The sequence below is a fragment of the Flavobacterium sp. 1 genome (genome assembly GCF_002797935.1).
Lineage (GTDB): Bacteria > Bacteroidota > Bacteroidia > Flavobacteriales > Flavobacteriaceae > Flavobacterium.
Window position 1 is genome coordinate 1,644,451 of sequence record NZ_PGER01000001.1, and the last position, 19,024, is coordinate 1,663,474.

Annotated in this window: 12 protein-coding genes; all 12 read left to right on the forward strand. The window is 33.3% G+C overall.

Annotated elements, in window-relative coordinates:
- Positions 1–26: 26 nt before the first annotated feature.
- Positions 27–1,820 carry a chloride channel protein gene (locus tag CLU83_RS06655; protein WP_100430880.1) on the forward strand — a complete coding sequence of 598 codons (1,794 nt, stop codon included), beginning with the start codon at positions 27–29 and terminating at the stop codon, positions 1,818–1,820.
- Positions 1,821–2,118: 298 nt separating this feature from the next.
- Entirely contained in the window at positions 2,119–4,950 is a 2,832-nt protein-coding gene (uvrA, locus tag CLU83_RS06660; protein ID WP_100430881.1) for an excinuclease ABC subunit UvrA, read from the forward strand.
- Between the two features lie 55 nt (positions 4,951–5,005).
- Positions 5,006–6,148, forward strand: coding sequence for an AAA family ATPase (locus tag CLU83_RS06665; protein WP_100430882.1), 1,143 nt, complete (start codon positions 5,006–5,008; stop codon positions 6,146–6,148).
- Position 6,149: 1 nt separating this feature from the next.
- Positions 6,150–6,767, forward strand: coding sequence for a hypothetical protein (locus CLU83_RS06670; RefSeq protein WP_100430883.1), 618 nt, complete (start codon positions 6,150–6,152; stop codon positions 6,765–6,767).
- Between the two features lie 104 nt (positions 6,768–6,871).
- Positions 6,872–7,600 (forward strand): TIGR00730 family Rossman fold protein, encoded by a 729-nt coding sequence (locus tag CLU83_RS06675; RefSeq protein WP_100430884.1) that lies wholly within the window; start codon positions 6,872–6,874, stop codon positions 7,598–7,600.
- A 153-nt stretch (positions 7,601–7,753) separates the two neighbouring features.
- A complete protein-coding gene (locus CLU83_RS06680) occupies positions 7,754–10,579 on the forward strand; it encodes an aminopeptidase (RefSeq protein WP_369828754.1) in 2,826 nt (941 codons plus the stop codon).
- 186 nt (positions 10,580–10,765) lie between these two features.
- A complete protein-coding gene (locus tag CLU83_RS06685; RefSeq protein WP_100430885.1) occupies positions 10,766–13,174 on the forward strand; it encodes a thiamine pyrophosphate-dependent enzyme in 2,409 nt (802 codons plus the stop codon).
- A 79-nt stretch (positions 13,175–13,253) separates the two neighbouring features.
- The gene (locus CLU83_RS06690; RefSeq protein ID WP_100430886.1) at positions 13,254–13,931 is read left to right on the forward strand and encodes a peptidoglycan DD-metalloendopeptidase family protein; all 678 of its coding nucleotides are present in this window, start codon (positions 13,254–13,256) and stop codon (positions 13,929–13,931) included.
- 227 nt (positions 13,932–14,158) lie between these two features.
- Positions 14,159–15,190 (forward strand): OmpA family protein, encoded by a 1,032-nt coding sequence (locus CLU83_RS22725; protein WP_100430887.1) that lies wholly within the window; start codon positions 14,159–14,161, stop codon positions 15,188–15,190.
- 256 nt (positions 15,191–15,446) lie between these two features.
- Positions 15,447–15,920: a nuclear transport factor 2 family protein gene (locus tag CLU83_RS06700; RefSeq protein ID WP_100430888.1), complete on the forward strand. Its 474-nt coding sequence runs from the start codon at positions 15,447–15,449 to the stop codon at positions 15,918–15,920.
- Positions 15,920–16,366 carry a DUF1572 family protein gene (locus tag CLU83_RS06705; protein WP_100430889.1) on the forward strand — a complete coding sequence of 149 codons (447 nt, stop codon included), beginning with the start codon at positions 15,920–15,922 and terminating at the stop codon, positions 16,364–16,366. Before CLU83_RS06700 ends, CLU83_RS06705 begins: the two co-directional genes overlap by 1 nt.
- 394 nt (positions 16,367–16,760) lie before the next feature.
- The gene (gene pflB / locus CLU83_RS06710; protein WP_100430890.1) at positions 16,761–18,995 is read left to right on the forward strand and encodes a formate C-acetyltransferase; all 2,235 of its coding nucleotides are present in this window, start codon (positions 16,761–16,763) and stop codon (positions 18,993–18,995) included.
- Positions 18,996–19,024 lie beyond the last annotated feature (29 nt).

The following is a 19,024-nucleotide window of genomic DNA, read 5'->3' on the forward strand; positions in this document are numbered from 1 at the left end:
TGTGATAAACCAACATTAAAACAGCAATGTTTAAAAAGCTTCTTTCAAAAATTGAGTTCCTGATTGTTTTAGCACAGTCGGCTTTAACACCAAAGCAATTTATTTTTTTATCAAGTGTTTTAGTTGGAATATCTTCGGCTGTTGCTGTTATTATTTTAAAAACATTTGCTCACTGGGTATTTAGGTTTGCTACTTATGTGACCATACATACGAATCTTTTTAAGATAGGTTTGCTCAAAATAATGTTGCCTGTAATTGGCATCATGCTGACTGTATTTGTCGTTAAACGATTTTTGGGAGGAACTATTGAAAAAGGCACCTCACAAATTTTATATACTGTAGCTAAAAAAGCAAGCATCATTCCAAAAAAACAAATGTATGCCCAAATCATGACAAGTTCGCTTACTGTGGGTTTGGGAGGTTCGGCGGGTCTTGAAAGCCCCATTGTGGTTACTGGTGCAGCATTTGGTTCCAACTATGCCCAAAGATACAAACTGCATTATAAAGACAGAACTTTGCTTATTGGCTGTGGAGTCGCCGCTGGAATAGCTGCAGCCTTTAATGCTCCAATTGCAGGCGTATTATTTGCCGTTGAAGTTTTACTAGTTGATGTCAGTATTTCGGCTTTTACACCAATAATGATTGCAGCCGCTACAGGAGCTTTAGTATCTGCAATAGCCTTAGATGAAACCATTTTGTTAAATTTTACGAGCAAGCAGACCTTTAATTACCACAATATTCCCTATTATATACTTCTTGGAGTAAGCACTGGATTTACAGCCATATTCTACGCTAGAAATTTTGAAAAAACAGAGCATTTCTTCAGCCATCTGAGACTTTCCCTTTATAAGAAAGCTTTTATTGGAGCATCCATCTTAGCACTTATGATATTTATTTTTCCAACACTTTTTGGCGAAGGATATGAAAGCATCAGAACATTATCTGAAAATGATCCTGGGGAATTATTAGAAAATACTCTTTTTAGAGGATTTAGAAATAATAGCTGGGCTTTATTGGCTTTTGTGGGATGTTCGTTTCTATTGAAGGCTTTTGCTACTGGAATAACTTTGGGCAGTGGCGGTAATGGCGGAAATTTTGCTCCTTCCCTGTTTTTAGGTTCTTATGTTGGTTTTTTCTTTTCAAAATTATTAAATTCAACAGGCTTAACCCATTTACCAATAGGTAATTTTACAATGGTTGGTATGGCTGGTATTTTAAGCGGATTATTTCATGCACCATTGACTGCAATTTTTTTAATCGCTGAAATCACAGGTGGTTATGGCTTAATGATTCCGCTTATGATTGTTTCTTCCATTAGTTTTGCTATTTCAAAACGATTTGAGGTGCATTCTTTGGATGTCAAGAATCTAGCCAAAAAGGGACACGCATTTACCAGTAATAAAGACACGAACGTGCTTAGTACATTAAATACTAATTCCATCATTCAAACCGATTATTTAACGATTTCACCTGATGAGACTCTTGAAAAACTGGTTGATTTGATTTCCCATTCTAATCAAGTTATTTTTGCGGTGGTTTCGTTAGATAAAAAACTGTTAGGTATTGTTCATTTTAATGATATCAGAGAAATTATTTTTAATCCTTATCGAGTAAAATATACTTTAATTAAAGATGTAATGATTCCTCCAGCTACAATTATTCATCCTTCCAATAGCATGGAAATTGTTATGAATAAATTTGAATCATCAAAAAAAGCGTTTCTTCCTGTAATAAGTGACGATAAATATTATGGTTTTATATCCAAATCTGTCGCACTTGAAGCCTATAGAACCAAGTTAAAGTCGATGACAATAGAATAATTTGGGCGTGACCCTGTTGAGTAAATGGGCTTATTTATAGTACCGCTTATAAGCCCATTTACTCAACAGCGTCGGGCTATCACGAGCGCTATGGCGCCTTGCTCTATCCCTCACGCGCTCATAAGATCTTTACAGTAAACGACTAGATTTTGTTTTTTAAAACTTAAATACTTTTCAAATCTTAAATCAAAAATCGTTAATCTTAAATCGAAAATTGCCCTCTTTTTTAACACAAACTTCCACACTGTTCTATTGAAAGAATAAATCAAAATGGTAACTTTGCTTTTTTGCAAAAATTATGCTAGATACAGACAATACGATTGAAGTTCAAGGTGCCCGCGTTCACAATCTAAAAAATATAGATGTTTCCATTCCTAGAGAAAAACTAGTAGTCATTACGGGGTTATCTGGCTCTGGAAAATCTTCATTGGCATTCGATACTATTTATGCCGAAGGTCAGCGCCGTTATGTAGAAACGTTTTCGGCTTATGCTAGGCAATTTCTTGGGGGATTGGAACGTCCAGATGTTGATAAAATTGATGGTCTATCCCCTGTTATTGCCATTGAGCAGAAAACGACCAGCAAAAGCCCGCGCTCTACCGTGGGAACTATTACCGAAATTTATGATTTCCTGCGTTTGCTTTATGCGCGTGGTGCCGATGCCTACAGTTACAATACGGGAGAAAAAATGGTTTCCTACTCAGATGATCAAATAAAGGATTTGATTATACAGGATTTTACTGGAAAGCGAATCAATATTCTCGCGCCGGTTATTCGAGCAAGAAAAGGGCATTATGCGGAGCTTTTTCAGCAAATTACCAAACAGGGATTCTTGAAAGTCCGTGTTAACGGCGATATTCAGGATTTGGTTTCGGGAATGAAATTAGACCGTTACAAAACCCACGATATCGAAATTGTTGTTGACAGAATGGTAATCGAAGATACTCCTGACAATGAAAAACGCTTATCCGAAAGCATCAACACGGCTATGCACCACGGTGAAAATGTATTGATGGTTCTGGATCAAGATACCAACGAAGTGCGCTATTTTAGTCGAAATTTGATGTGTCCGAGTACCGGAATATCTTATCAAAATCCAGAGCCGAATTTATTTTCTTTCAACTCACCAAAAGGTGCTTGCGATAGTTGTAATGGCTTAGGGACTATCAATCAAATTAATGTTCAAAAAATTATTCCAAATCCAAAATTATCAATCAAAGCAGGAGGCTTTGCGCCTTTAGGCGAATATAAGTCATCATGGATTTTCAAGCAATTGGAAATCATTGGAGAAAAATATGGTTTCAAATTGACCGATGCTGTCGAAAAAATTCCTGCTGAAGCAATGGAAATGATTTTGAATGGCGGAAAAGAAAAATTCACTATAAATTCAAAAGATTTGGGAGTTGCTCGCGACTACAAAATTGACTTTGAAGGAATCTCCCATTTCATAAAAAACCAACACGACGAAAGCGGTTCAACAACTATTAAACGTTGGGCTAAGGAATTTATGGACGAGGTGAAATGCCCCGTATGTGAAGGTTCCCGTTTGAAAAAAGAAGCCAATTATTTTAGAATAAACGAAAAAAACATATCCGAATTGTGCGATATGGATATTTCGGATTTGACGATCTGGTTTTTAGATTTAGATCGTCATTTATCTGATAAACAAAAACGAATTGCGACGGAAGTAATTAAGGAAATCAAAGACCGCTTGGCTTTCTTGATGAACGTAGGTTTGGATTATTTGGCTTTAAGCCGAAGTTCCAAATCTCTTTCTGGTGGTGAAGCGCAACGTATTCGATTAGCAACTCAAATTGGTTCGCAATTGGTGGGCGTTTTATATATTTTGGATGAACCAAGCATTGGTTTACACCAAAGAGACAATGATAAACTAATTCATTCCTTGGAACAATTACGAGATATTGGTAACTCGGTCATTGTGGTGGAACATGACAAAGACATGATTGAACGCGCCGATTATGTAATCGATATTGGTCCAAAAGCAGGGAAATATGGTGGCGAAATCATCAGTATTGGAACTCCGGCCGAGACTTTGGCATCAAACACCATTACAGCACAGTATTTAAACGGAAAAATGAAACTGGAAATTCCCAAAAAACGCCGTGAAGGAAATGGAAAATTTCTGAAACTATCTGGCGCAACAGGAAATAATCTAAAAAATGTTTCTATAGATTTGCCTTTGGGCAAAATGATTTGCGTTACAGGCGTTTCGGGAAGCGGGAAATCAACTTTGATTAATGAAACCCTCTACCCTATTTTGAATGCGTATTATTTTAATGGTGTTAAAATCCCGAAGCCTTATAAAAAAATTGAAGGTTTAGAACATATCGATAAAGTAATAGATATAGACCAAAGCCCGATTGGACGAACTCCTCGTTCGAATCCAGCTACTTATACCGAAGTTTTTAGCGAAATACGAAACTTATTTACTATGACTTCCGAAAGTATGATTCGTGGTTATAAAGCCGGACGTTTCAGTTTTAATGTCAAAGGTGGACGCTGTGAAACCTGTGAAGGTTCTGGAGTTCGTACGATAGAAATGAATTTCCTGCCCGATGTTTATGTAGAATGCGAAACTTGTCAAGGCAAACGTTTTAATAGAGAAACACTGGAAATTCGCTATAAAGGAAAATCCATTTCGGATGTACTGAATATGACGGTGGATGAAGCTGTTCCTTTCTTTGAAAACATACCAAAAATTTACCGAAAAGTAAAAACGATTCAGGATGTTGGTTTGGGTTATATTACACTTGGACAACAAAGCACAACACTTTCCGGCGGCGAAGCACAACGCATCAAACTGGCTGGAGAATTATCCAAAAAAGATACTGGAAATACGTTTTACATCCTTGACGAACCTACAACAGGTTTGCATTTTGAAGACATCCGAGTGCTAATGGATGTAATTAACAAACTGGTTGACAAAGGAAATACCATCCTGATTATCGAGCACAATATGGATGTTATTAAACTGGCCGATTACATTATTGATATTGGTCCTGAAGGAGGAAAAGGAGGCGGACAGCTCGTTGCCAAAGGAACTCCAGAAGAAATTTTAAAAAACAAAAAAAGCTACACAGCACAATTTTTGAAAAAAGAGTTAGTATAAAACATTAGTTCAAAAGCATTTAAAAAATAATTACATTTGTTTAAAACAGATAAAGATGAAAGAATCTATAATCATAAAAAATCTCGGTCCTCTAAAAGATATTCATATTGAAGAAATAAAACCTTTTACGGTTTTTATTGGAGAATCTGGTAGTGGAAAAAGTACTTTGATGAAAGTTATCTCTTTGTTTCGATGGGTATATAAAATGCAAAATATACATTCATATCACAGAGAAAGTAGAGTGGATTCTCCTTTTGAAATAGATATATATTCCTGTTTTGAAAGTAGTGGAATTAAAGAGTTCATAAAATCAAATACTCAAATTATCTACAAAACCACATTTAATAAAGTAGTAAATTATGAAATAAAATTTTATAAGAATACTTTGTATTTTTCAAATCAGACAATAAATGCATCATATTTATCCTTTAATAAAATTTCTTTCATTTCAGAAACTAGAAACATAATTCCACTTTGGGCAAATGTAGGAGCTTTACTGACTGGGGTTAATTTAGGTTACTATTTCCACGAAGTTTTTAAAGATTTTAATTTAGCTTCGGATACCATTAAAGACATTGAATTAAAACACTTGGATGTAAAATTTTCCGTAAAAAAAAGCCATTCAGGTAAGGATTATAGAATTGAATCAAAAAATAATGAAAAATTTGATATCGAATTTAAAAATAGTTCATCAGGAACACAAACTTCTGTACCAATCCTTTTAATTTCGCAGTTTTTTGCTCAGAACTTCAAATTTGAAGAATCTTTTAAACGTTCTGTATTAGAATATTTGTATTCTACTGATAGTTTAACAGAATTTAAAGCTGTTAAAAATTTGAGTGAAATAAACAAAAAAATCTACATTCATATAGAAGAACCCGAATTGAGTTTATTTCCTGATGCCCAGTGTAAACTAATGGATGATTTGATAAAAAATTGTTTTATAAACAATACAAATTCTGTTGAATTATTAGTTTCTACGCATAGTCCTTATATAGTAAACTATCTAAATCTACTTATAAAAAGATTTGATAAAAATATGGATGAACCAAAATACAATTATGATGAGTTAGCTGTCTATCAAGTTGCTGATGGTGGATTGATAAATTTAATGGCTCAAAATGAACGATTGGTAAACACAAACCCATTATCCGATACCATAAACCACATTTATAACGAATATGAAAAATTAGGATAATATGGATAGTTTGCTAAAAAATGATTTTACTTCATTCCATCAGTTGCCTATTTCTATTCTTAATATACGTCAAGATACAATTTTACCTTATTTTGAATTAGAAGACATCGATACTGTTTTAACTCTTTCTTCTATTAAAGATTCTGGAACAGCAAAATACACTAATCCTAATAATTTAGAAGTAATTATAATTGATTATGATACTTTTCTAACCAGTTTATCTCATAGATTTAGACAAGGAAAAAGTAGATGTGATGCAATAGTTTACACTCAAAATAAGTCTTATTTTCTATTGAATGAATTAAAAAACAGAAAAATAGTAAATGAAAACGCATTTGAAGAAGTACTTTCTGGAGCCATCTCTCAAATGCTTAAAACTTTGACATTGATAAAATCTGTTCCTTCGATTGATACTTTTATAAATCCTTTTACTCAAAAAAGATGTTGCTATTGCAATAAACAATCTATTAATCCTTCTCCGATCATTGATGCTCCAAATGCTTTTAATAGATTAAACAATTTAGCTCCTGATGGAATTGAAATGGAACATAGTGAAATCAATGCTTTAGGATTTCAATTATTTCAATATACAGGTGCACAAACAATAAAGTTGAATTGATTATCTAAATGATAACGATATAATATAACTAGTCTATTACATTATTGACATGGGCTATGAAGGCAGAAAAGGCGGTGTTCCTAAAAAAATAATACTAAACATATATGAAACTAGAAGATTTTGACAACGATGAAGACAAAGTAATTCAAGATAGTCTTAAACAAAAAACTTGGAACGAAATTAGAACCAATGACAGTTGGGGGATTTTTAAAATCATGTCCGAATTTGTGAATGGATATGATACCATGAGCCGTATTGGTCCTTGTGTAACTATTTTTGGTTCGGCCAGGATAAAACCGGAGGATTATTACTATCAGCTGGCTGAGAAAATTGCTTTCAAAATCAGTAAAGCTGGTTATGGCGTGATAACTGGCGGTGGCCCCGGAATTATGGAAGCGGGTAACAAAGGAGCACATTTGGGCGGCGGAACTTCGGTGGGGCTGAATATTGAATTGCCTTTTGAACAGCATTTTAACCCTTATATTGACAGAGATAAGAACTTAAATTTCGATTATTTCTTTGTTAGAAAAGTAATGTTTGTAAAATATTCCCAAGGCTTTGTGGTGATGCCTGGCGGATTTGGAACTTTAGATGAATTATTTGAAGCTATTACTTTGATTCAAACCAAGAAGATTGGCAAATTCCCAATTGTATTAGTGGGAAGTATATTTTGGTCAGGATTAATCGATTGGATAAAAGCGGTGCTGGTTGAAAAAGAACATACGATAAGCCCCGATGATTTAAACTTATTTAAAATTGTTGACACAGAAGATGAAGTTGTTGATGTCATCAATAAATTCTACAAGAAATACGATTTAAGCCCTAATTTTTAATATTGAAAGCCGTCTCGTCTTTTAGGAACGAGACGGCTTGTTTATTTTAACGCATTTTGGTGCATTTCAACCCATTTAATACTGAACTTTTCTTAAATTTTTGTAAATTGTATTAGTTTTATACCTTCGCTAAACCTAATATACAGTCCCAAATTGAAAACTTACAGTAAAATTATCCTGTTACTTATTGGTTTATTGGTTTCCCAAAAACAATATGCACAGCATCAATCAAAGATGACTGCAGTTGTGAATATGGATTATAAAACGGTAACGATAGATCAGGAAATTACTTTTCACAATCAATCTAATGACACTTTGACTTCAATAGTGCTGAATGATTGGAATAATGCTTTTTCGGACAAGGAAAGCCCATTGGGAAAGCGTTTTTCGGATGAGTTTTACAATAAATTTCATTTAGCATCAGCAAATGAGCTTGGAGGAACTATCAATTTAATAATTGAAGATACTGATCAGAAAGGTTTTGTTTGGGAAAGATCTAAAAAAAATCCAGATTACATCACAATTAAATTAAATAACACTTTACTGCCCAACCAAAAAGTAAAACTGCATCTTACTTATATAGAAAAAATCCCAAGTGACAAATTTACCAAATACGGTTATTTTGAAAAATACGGCATGCACCTCAAAAACTGGTTTCTCACGCCTGCGCGTTATGAGAATAAAGGATTTATAAAATACAGTAATGAAAACCTTGATGACATTGCCAATGCTGTTTCTGATTTTGATATTGACTTAAAAATCAATGGCAAAAATGCTGTTACTACTGATTTAACAATTGACCGATTGGCACAAACTGATCAAGAAACCAATATCAGATTGACAGGAAAAAACAGAAATGATATCGACCTTATCATAGAAAAGGAATCCAGTTATACTAGTTTTAAAATTAACAACTTAGAAGTTTTTACTAATATTAGATCTGGAAGATTTAATGACTCCTTAAAGACAAAAATTATTGAAAGAATTGTAGATTACAGCAAAAATCAAATTGGCGAATATCCATTTGATAAAATAATTATTTCTGAGGCTGACTATGAAAAAAACCCTTTTTATGGCTTGAATCAATTACCTAAATTCATGCGCCCTTTCCATACCGATTTTTTATTCGAAATAAAATTTTTAAAAACCTACTTGAATAATTATCTTAAAACCAGCATGAGATTAGATTCCAGAAAAGACAATTGGATTTATGATGGCTTTCAAATCTATACAATGATGGGTTATATTCATGAATTTCATCCTGATAGTAAAATGATGGGATCTGCCTCAAAATTCTTTTTACTCAGAAGTTTTAAGATCGCTCAAACTGATTTTAATGAGCAGTATAGCTATTTCTATATGCTGATGGCAAGAAAAAATTTAGACCAGCCTCTTAATGCTCCTAAAAACTCATTAATTAAATATAATGTCCAAATTGCAAATAAATACAAAGCCGGACTGAGTTTAGATTATCTTGATGATTATCTTGGAAATGAAATAGTTTCCTCTGGAATTAAGCAATTTTATAGCCAAAATAAACAAGGTCAAACCGATAGAAATGATTTTGAAGAGCTGTTAAAATCAAAAACTTCAAAAAACATCGATTGGTTTTTTGACTACATTATTGACAGCAGAGAAATAATTGATTATAAATTTGATGCTGTTTCCAAAACCGAAGACAGTGTAACATTTACAGTAAAAAACAAAGGGGTTCCTTTGGTTCCGATGCCTGTATTTGGAATTAGAAACAAACAGGTTATTTTTAAAAAATGGCTGGAAATTAGTGAAATTGACAAGGAGCTTACTTTTGAAAGAAAAAGTATCGACAAACTGGTTCTGAATTATAAAAATGAAGTTCCTGAGTTTAATTTGAGAAATAATTGGAAATCACTGCAGAAATTTTCTTTTAATCGTCCCTTAAAAATGACTTTTTTTCAAGATTTAGAGGATCCGCATTACTCGCAGTTGTTTTATGTTCCTACTCTATTTTATAATCTTTATGACGGTTTTTCCCCAGGGATAAGTTTATATAATTACAGCTTTTTTGATAAGCCATTTATATTTATTTTAAATCCAATGTATTCCATCAATACTAAATCCATTGTAGGCAGTTACACTTTTGCTTACAATCAATATTTAAGAGAAGGCAGTTTATACAACATTAGATATTCCTTAAATGGCTCTTATTTCCATTATACATCAGATGCAGCTTACCTCAAATTATTCCCTAGTGTATCCTTCTTTTTAAGAGAACCAAATTATCGGGATAATAGGAAACAGGTCATGACCTTAAAAGACAATATTATTTACAAAGAGCCATCAGCAACAGAGATAGACAGTACTGATAACTACTCTATCTTTAACATCAAATATTTTAATATAAAAACGGAGGTTACCAGTCATGTTAAATTTCTGACTGACATTCAATTATCTGGATATTTTGGTAAAGTATCTGCTGAGATTGAGTATCGTAAGTTATTTAATAACAAGCGTTATCTGAATGTTAGAGTCTATGCAGGAACCTTTTTATACAATAGCAGCAATACGCAAAACTACAATTTTGGGGTTTCCCGAGTAAATGATTATATGTTTGATTATGCTGTCTATGCACGGTCTGAAACAACTGGAATTTTAAGCCAGCAATATATCCATGCACAAGGAGGTTTTAAATCATTTTTGAAACCAGCCGAAGCTAATCAATGGTTAACAACTGCCAATTTGAGTCATTCTATACTATGGAATTGGGTGGATGCCTATGCTGATTTTGGTTTTATAAAAAATAGAGACGTTTCAAATACCTTTCTTTATGATAGCGGAATACGGTTAAATTTAGTACAGGATTACTTCGAATTGTACTTTCCGGTATATTCCTCAAACGGATTTGAACTGTCAGAAAAAAATTATGGAGAGAAAATACGTTTTATCTTCATTTTTAACCCAAAATCATTAATTAATCTTTTTACCCGAAAATGGTTTTAATTCAAAACAAAAACTTTAAAATATTAAGTTATTGTTGTTAAATTATAAATAAAATTATTTATTTGATAAAAATACATTCATTTTACTAAAAATTATTTGCTAAAAAATTATAAAAATACAGAATTGTATAATGCTATATAGATAGTTTTAATTAAATTTGCCGCATTAAAGTTATACTTTTAAATTATGATTCAAGAAAAAGTCAATACTAGTTTAACATTTGAAGATTTCAAAACTGAAGTATTAAATGATTATAAAATTGCCATAATAAGTCGAGAATGCAGTTTATTAGGGCGTAAAGAAGTATTAACTGGAAAAGCCAAATTTGGTATTTTTGGGGATGGTAAAGAAGTCCCACAGCTTGCCATGGCAAAATGCTTTAAAAATGGTGATTTCCGTTCTGGCTATTACCGCGATCAGACTTTTATGATGGCCATTGGAGAATTGACTATCGAGCAATTTTTTGCTGGCTTATATGGCAATACCGATATTGATTTGGAACCAATGTCAGCGGGAAGACAAATGGGCGGACATTTTGTAACCCATAGTTTGAATGAAGACGGATCTTGGAAAAATCTAACACAACAAAAAAATTCCAGCGCCGATATTTCTCCAACTGCGGGGCAAATGCCTAGATTGCTGGGACTTGCTCAAGCTTCAAAAATTTACAGAAACGTTCCTGGTATTCCAAATGCGGATCAATTTTCAATAAATGGAAATGAAATTGCTTGGGGAACTATTGGAAACGCCAGCACCTCTGAAGGGGTATTTTTTGAAACTATAAATGCCGCTGGAGTACTGCAGGTGCCAATGGTAATGAGTGTTTGGGACGATGAATACGGTATTTCGGTACATGCAAGACATCAGACTACTAAAGAAAATATTTCGGAAATATTAAAAGGATACCAAAAAGAAGAAGATACTAACGGTTTTGAAATATTCACCGTAAAGGGTTGGGATTATGTAGATTTGATTGCAACTTATGAAAAAGCTGCCGAGATAGCACGCGAAAATCATATTCCAGTTTTAATCCACGTAAATCAGTTAACGCAGCCTCAAGGACATTCAAGTTCCGGTTCACACGAAAGATATAAAAATGCAGCCCGATTAGCATGGGAAAAAGAATTTGACTGCATCCGTCAAATGAAATTATGGATGATTGCTATCAATATTGCTTCTCCGGAGGAACTTGATGCAATTGATCTGGATGCCAAAAAAGAAGTTTTTGAAGGTAAAAAAGTGGCTTGGAATGCTTTTATCAATCCTATTATTGACGAACAAAACGAGTTGATTTCCATTTTAGAAAGAGTCTCGGCTACTAGTGCTAAAAAAGATGAAATTCTAAAAAATATTTCTAGTCTAAAAAGCATTAAATCTCCTTTAAAAAAGGAAATAATGATTATTGCCAGAAAATCTCTTCGTTTAATTATAAGTGAAAGTGACAAAGCTGAGCTGTCTGATTGGATTACTAATTATATCAAAAAAACACAGCCAAAGTTTAGCAGCAATTTATTTTCAGAATCAGATAAAAATATATTTTCAGTAAAAAAAGTTTTACCGGAATACCCTAATAATGCTATTGCTGATACTGATGGGAGAATGATTTTAAGAGATAATTTTGACGCTCTTTTTTCAAAATATCCAGAAACATTAATTTTTGGCGAAGATGCCGGAAATATTGGTGACGTAAATCAAGGTCTTGAGGGAATGCAGGAAAAATATGGGGAGTTGCGCGTTGCCGATGTCGGAATTCGTGAAGCTACAATATTAGGCCAAGGAATTGGAATGGCATTAAGAGGATTGCGTCCAATTGCCGAAATACAATATTTAGATTACCTATTGTATGCAATCCAAATCATGAGTGATGATTTAGCCACATTGCAGTACAGAACCGTTGGAAAACAAAAGGCACCTCTAATTATCCGTACACGCGGTCATCGATTAGAAGGCATTTGGCATTCAGGCTCTCCAATGGGAATGATTATCAACGCTATTAGAGGAATTCATGTATTAGTTCCAAGGAACATGACACAGGCTGCCGGTTTTTATAATTCTTTGTTGGAATCAGATGAGCCTGCTTTGGTTATCGAATGTTTGAACGGTTACAGACTGAAAGAAAAAATGCCTTTGAATTATGGTGAATTCAAAACTCCTATTGGCGTTGTTGAAACACTTAGAAAAGGAACTGATATTACACTTGTTTCTTATGGCTCAACATTACGATTAGTAGAACAAGCTGCCAAAGAATTGTTTGAAGCTGGTATTGACTGCGAAATCATCGATTTACAATCACTGCTTCCATTTGATATTAATCATGATATTGTAAAAAGCATAACCAAAACCAATCGATTATTAATCATTGATGAAGATGTTCCCGGCGGAGCTGCAGCTTATATTCTGCAGCAAATAATCGAAGAGCAAAATGCCTACATCCATTTGGACAGTAAACCGCAAACTTTGACTGCCAAAGCACATAGACCAGCTTATGGAACAGATGGTGATTATTTTTCAAAACCATCAGCCGAAGACATTTATGAAAAAGTATATGAAATGATGAATGAAGTAAATCCTTCAAAATTTCCTTCTTTATATTAAGCAAAAAGACAATATTTCTAATCCCAATCTTGACGATTGGGATTTTTTTTATTTTTATTCTAATTTATTATACTTCTCCATGAAATCCTTAGAAACTTTATTTTCAGATTTAAAAGACATCAAAGTAGTTGACAGTTCCATCCCCTATTCTCAATACACTCCTTTGGATTTATCGGCTTCTAATATGGAATTAAACCAGCTAAACATTTCTGATCCAACAGAATTTGAAATCTATATTGAAAATCTTTTAACAAAAAACAAGGCTGCTGTTGCTTACGGAGGTTATAACGAAGTCCGCAGCTTATACAAAAGAAGTACCCATTTTAATGATTCGAATACTGAGGAACGTAACATTCATATAGGTCTGGATTTATGGATAAAAGCAGGAACGCCAGTATTAGCTGCATTGGATGGAAAAGTGCATAGTTTTCAAAACAATAATAATTTGGGAGATTATGGCCCGACAATTATACTGGAGCATCAGTTAGAAAACCAAATTTTTTATACTTTATACGGACATTTAGCTTTAGAAAGTATTGCATTCATTAATGTTGGCGATTTTTTTGCAAAAGGGCAGCAATTGGCTTTATTAGGAAACTCATCGGTAAATGGAGATTATGCGCCTCATTTACATTTTCAAATTATAAAAAATATTAATGCTAATTTGGGGGACTATCCAGGAGTCTGCAGTAAAAGCAAATTAGCTTATTATTTAGAAAACTGCCCTAATCCAAACTTGTTATTGAAGATTTACTAAAAATCTGATAGAATCGAAATTGTCAAAACTAAAAGCTTACTTCTATTCCATTAAGCTAGTTTCTCAAACTATTTCTATAGGCTTGATGAAACAAATCGAACTACATCATATTTTAAACAATATCTACATAAAACTATAAGTGTGAATCATGTAACTGCTGATAAAAATTATGCAGCATTGTGTGACTAATTGTTGACGAACTTTAACAATTAAAAAAAATCACAAATATGAAAAAATTATTTTTTTTGTGTACATGCTTGGCATTTACATACATAACCAGCGCAGTTAACACCTCAAGACATAATGTGGATCTTAGAAATTATCTTAATAAAACTGATATTATGTTTTATGAATCTGAAGATTTGAACGATTCTCTTTCTGAAAAAAAAGATTCAGATAATGACGGTGTTGCAGATAAAAATGATAAATGTCCAGACACACCAGCTGGAGTACAAGTTGACAAAACAGGCTGTCCGCTTGATAAAGACTTAGATGGTGTTGCCGATTATTTAGATGAATGTGCAGATACTGCCGGTTCACTAGAATTAAAAGGCTGTCCGGATATTGATAAAGATGGTGTTGCCGATGCAAAAGACCGCTGTCCTGATTTTGCCGGTTCATCTGAATTAAAGGGCTGTCCCGATGTTGATAAAGACGGTGTACCAGATGTCGATGATAAATGTGTTAATACAACTCTTGGTCTCAAAGTTAATGCATCTGGATGCCCGATGGACAATGATAATGACGGTGTGGCTAATGAAGTGGATCTTTGTCCTGATGCCACAGGCCCCTTAGCACTAAAAGGCTGCCCTGATACTGATGGTGATGGTGTTACCGATAATAATGACCGCTGTCCTACCGAAAAAGGGAATATTACTGACAAGGGCTGTCCTAAAATTGCTCCAGTAGATGTCAAAAAAATTGCTGATATCGGAGGGAAAATCTTCTTTGAAAATGCCAGTGCCGAACTAAAAACATCTTCTTTTGTTCAGCTGGATTATTTGGTCGAAATATTAAAACGTTATAATGCAACCATTCTGCAAATCGGCGGGCATACTGATAATGTAGGCGGTGATGCTTATAATATTGACTTATCTAAACAGCGTGCCGAATCTGTAAAAACTTATTTAATAAGCAAAGGAATACCTGACTCCAGACTGACAGCTTTAGGATTTGGAGATGGTAAACCAATTGCAAGTAACACAACATCTTCAGGCAGGTCCAAAAATCGAAGAGTTGAATTGATAACATCGTATTAAAAAAAGCAAAATTAGTTGACTATTAATTTTTTCTTTGAAGAAGAGGCTGTTTTCACAACAGCTTCTTTTTTTTTGCTAAAAAACTAACTCTAAACTGAAGATACTCAAAAACAGCTCAACTCTTCTTTTTACAGCTAAGGCAAGCAAATTGGTTTCTTTATGTAAAAAAGCAGTAACATATTAAATATAGATAATTAAAAAAAGCATCCTTTTTTTTGTAAAATAATTACTATTTTTACTTTCTAACATTATCAAAATGAATTCAAACGAACAATTAATTCACAAATTTTATACTGCTTTCGCAAATGCTGACGCCAACACTATGTGTGAATGCTACCACTCTAACATTCAGTTTCAAGACCCTGCCTTTGGGATATTAAAAGGCAATGAAGCTTGCCAGATGTGGAAAATGCTAATAAAAAAAAGTAAAGGAAACATTAAAATAGAATTTTCTGAGATTAAAGCCGATGAATATTCGGGTACTGCTACATGGGTTGCTACCTATAATTTCAGCAAAACAAATCGAAAAGTAGTCAATGAAATTAAGGCTCAATTTCAGTTTCGTGATGGATTAATTGTAAAGCACACTGATTATTTTGACATTTGGAAATGGTCAAAACAGGCTTTTGGATTTAAAGGATTTCTATTAGGCTGGACAGGTTTCATGCAAAAACAAATTCAGAAACAAGCCATTGCTTCATTAAAAAACTATACAAAAACTCAATCCTAATGACTATAGAAATTTTAAAAACATTATTTAATCGAGATCTCAATAAGCTAAAATCGGAAATTGATTCTTACAGCAATGAAAGTAAAATTTGGCATATTGAAAAAACAATTTCAAATTCAGGAGGCAATCTCTGCTTGCATTTAATAGGTAATCTAAACACCTATATTGGATCGCAAATTGGGAACACAAATTATATTAGGAATAGAGAGTTAGAATTTTCTGATAAATTTGTTCCAAAAAGTACACTTATTGCTCAAATCGATGCTACAATAGTAGTGATTAATAGCATATTCAATCAACTTACTGATGAAGATTTAAATCAAGAACACCCTTATTTAGTTTTTGAAAGCAAAACCTCTGTTGCTTTTTTATTATTGCATCTTACAACTCATTTGGCCTATCATTTGGGTCAGATTAATTATCATAGACGATTATTGGATAATTAGTGTTGCTAAATTGTTAATTGCAAATAATTCAAACTTTGATTTTTTATCCCTAAATTTTAGACTCTTTACTTTAACAGATAAGAAGTGCGTATAATTATAAGTGTTTTTTCATATAAACAGGAATGACATAGAAGATATTTGATCAATTCTGTTAATTTTAACACTATTAAACTGATTAAAAATATAGACTATAAATTTTCTCTATAACGTAATAGTCATAAAAAATAATCATAAAAATAAAGGAAACAATACACAAATAACTACTTACCAATAAATACCTTAATTATTATTTAAAAATGAACTGCAAGGTCAATCAAGCCTGAAAATTTCTTAAATTTACTAGTATAAAACAGTTTTTATAAAACAGCGTATTCAACTAAATAATTTCTATAAAATGAAAAGTACAACTGAAACATTATATTTTAAAACAGGAAATTGGAATAAAGCAATTGATGTTTATGATTTTGTATTGCAAAATATTACTCCTTATGAAGGTGATCAAAGTTTCTTAGTGGGACCATCAGAAAAAACAAATAAGCTATGGAATGTATGTAAAGAGAATTTACTGGAAGAAAGAAAGAAAAATGGCTGCTTAGCCATTGATACTAATATAATCTCAAATCTTACTTCATTTGGTCCAGGTTATATTGATAAGCAGAATGAAGTTATTGTAGGCTTACAAACCGACCAAGTCTTAAAAAGAGCAATGAAACCATTTGGCGGAATCAAATTAGTTGAATCTGCAGTAGCCGAAAGAGGTTTGAAAGTTTCTGATGAAGTGATTAAAATTTTCAACTATGCTAAAGATCATAATCAAGCCGTTTTTAGTGCCTACGACAGCGAAATTAGAGCCTATCGTTCTAAACACTTATTAACAGGTTTACCTGATAATTATGCCAGAGGAAGAATTATTGGTGATTTTAGAAGAGTTGCTCTTTATGGCGTAGATCGTCTAATTGAAGCCAAAAAAGAAGATTTTGCTGTTATTGGTGGCGAAATGACAGATCACAAAGTACGTCTTAGAGAAGAAATCTCGGAACAGATTAAAGCTTTACAGGATATGAAAATCATGGCCAATTCTTATGGCATTGATATTTCTGTACCAGCATCCAATGCAAAAGAAGCTGTCCAGTTCACCTATTTAGCATATTTAAGCGCAGTAAAAGAACAAGATGGAGCCGCAATGTCTCTAGGAAATGTTTCATCATTTTTGGATATTTATATTGAAAATGATTTGAAATCAGGTTTAATAAACGAAGAAGATGCGCAAGAATTTATCGATCAGTTTGTAATGAAACTTCGTTTGGTACGTCACTTGCGTCCAGGAGCTTATGATGAAATTTTTGGTGGAGATCCAACTTGGGTAACCGAAGCCATTGGCGGACAGCTTAATGACGGAAGAACAAAAGTGACAAAAACTTCATTCAGATTTCTTCAGACATTATATAATTTAGGAGCTTCTCCAGAACCGAATTTGACAATTCTTTGGTCACAAAGCCTGCCAAAAGGATTTAAAGATTTTTGTGCCGAAGTTTCTATTGACACCTCTTCTCTTCAATATGAGAATGATGATTTAATGCGTACTAACAGAGGATCTGATGATTACGGAATAGCTTGCTGCGTATCTTATCAAAAAATCGGAAAAACTATTCAGCACTTTGGAGCCCGCGCTAATTTGCCAAAAGCACTGCTTATGGCTTTAAACGGCGGACGTGAAGAAGATAAAGGATCTGTTGTCATTAGAAACATTCCTCAAATGGCTGATGGTATTCTTGAGTATGATGCTGTTCTAAATATCTTCAAAACTACTTTAGCCGAAGTAGCGAGAGTTTATGCAAAATCAATGTATATTATTCATTATATGCATGACAAATACTATTATGAAAGAGCACAAATGGCTTTGATTGACAGTGATCCAAATATTGATATTGCTTATGGCGCTGCAGGAATTTCTATTATTGCCGATTCATTATCTGCCATCAAATATGCAAAAGTTACTCCAGTTAGAAATGACATAGGATTGACTGTAGATTTCAATATTGAAGGTGATTTTCCAAAATTTGGAAATGACGATGACAGAGTTGACAGTATTGCTCAAGAAATCACTACAATATTTATTGATGAATTAAGAAAACATGTAGCTTACAAAAACGCAACTCCTACTCTATCTTTACTGACTATTACTTCAAATGTGATGTACGGTTCTAATACAGGTTCAACACCTGACGGTCGTAAAGGCGGTGAACCTTTTGCTCCAGGAGCAAACCCAATGCACGGAAGAGATACAAATGGGGCTATTGCTTCCTTAAACTCCGTGAGTAAATTGAAATATGAAGATGCTCAGGATGGTATTTCATATACGTTTACAATGGTACCAAAATCTTTAGGATCTGATAAAGAAGATCAGGTTATAAATTTAAAAACCATTCTGGACAGCTACTTTGGAAGAAATGCACATCACTTAAATGTAAATGTTTTGAATAAAGAAACATTATTAGATGCTTACAATCATCCAGAAAATTATCCTCAATTAACCATAAGAGTTTCTGGATATGCAGTTAATTTCGTTCGATTGTCTAAAGCACATCAGCTTGAGGTTATCACAAGAACTTTTCACGAAACTTTGTAAATTAACCACTAACTATAGATTTTAAATTA

Coding starts and splice junctions, on each gene's coding strand:
- CLU83_RS06655 (WP_100430880.1), top strand. CDS start 27: ATGTTTAAAAAGCTTCTTTCAAAAATTGAGTTCCTGATTGTTTTAGCA.
- uvrA (WP_100430881.1), top strand. CDS start 2,119: ATGCTAGATACAGACAATACGATTGAAGTTCAAGGTGCCCGCGTTCAC.
- CLU83_RS06665 (WP_100430882.1), top strand. CDS start 5,006: ATGAAAGAATCTATAATCATAAAAAATCTCGGTCCTCTAAAAGATATT.
- CLU83_RS06670 (WP_100430883.1), top strand. CDS start 6,150: ATGGATAGTTTGCTAAAAAATGATTTTACTTCATTCCATCAGTTGCCT.
- CLU83_RS06675 (WP_100430884.1), top strand. CDS start 6,872: ATGAAACTAGAAGATTTTGACAACGATGAAGACAAAGTAATTCAAGAT.
- CLU83_RS06685 (WP_100430885.1), top strand. CDS start 10,766: ATGATTCAAGAAAAAGTCAATACTAGTTTAACATTTGAAGATTTCAAA.
- CLU83_RS06690 (WP_100430886.1), top strand. CDS start 13,254: ATGAAATCCTTAGAAACTTTATTTTCAGATTTAAAAGACATCAAAGTA.
- CLU83_RS22725 (WP_100430887.1), top strand. CDS start 14,159: ATGAAAAAATTATTTTTTTTGTGTACATGCTTGGCATTTACATACATA.
- CLU83_RS06700 (WP_100430888.1), top strand. CDS start 15,447: ATGAATTCAAACGAACAATTAATTCACAAATTTTATACTGCTTTCGCA.
- CLU83_RS06705 (WP_100430889.1), top strand. CDS start 15,920: ATGACTATAGAAATTTTAAAAACATTATTTAATCGAGATCTCAATAAG.
- pflB (WP_100430890.1), top strand. CDS start 16,761: ATGAAAAGTACAACTGAAACATTATATTTTAAAACAGGAAATTGGAAT.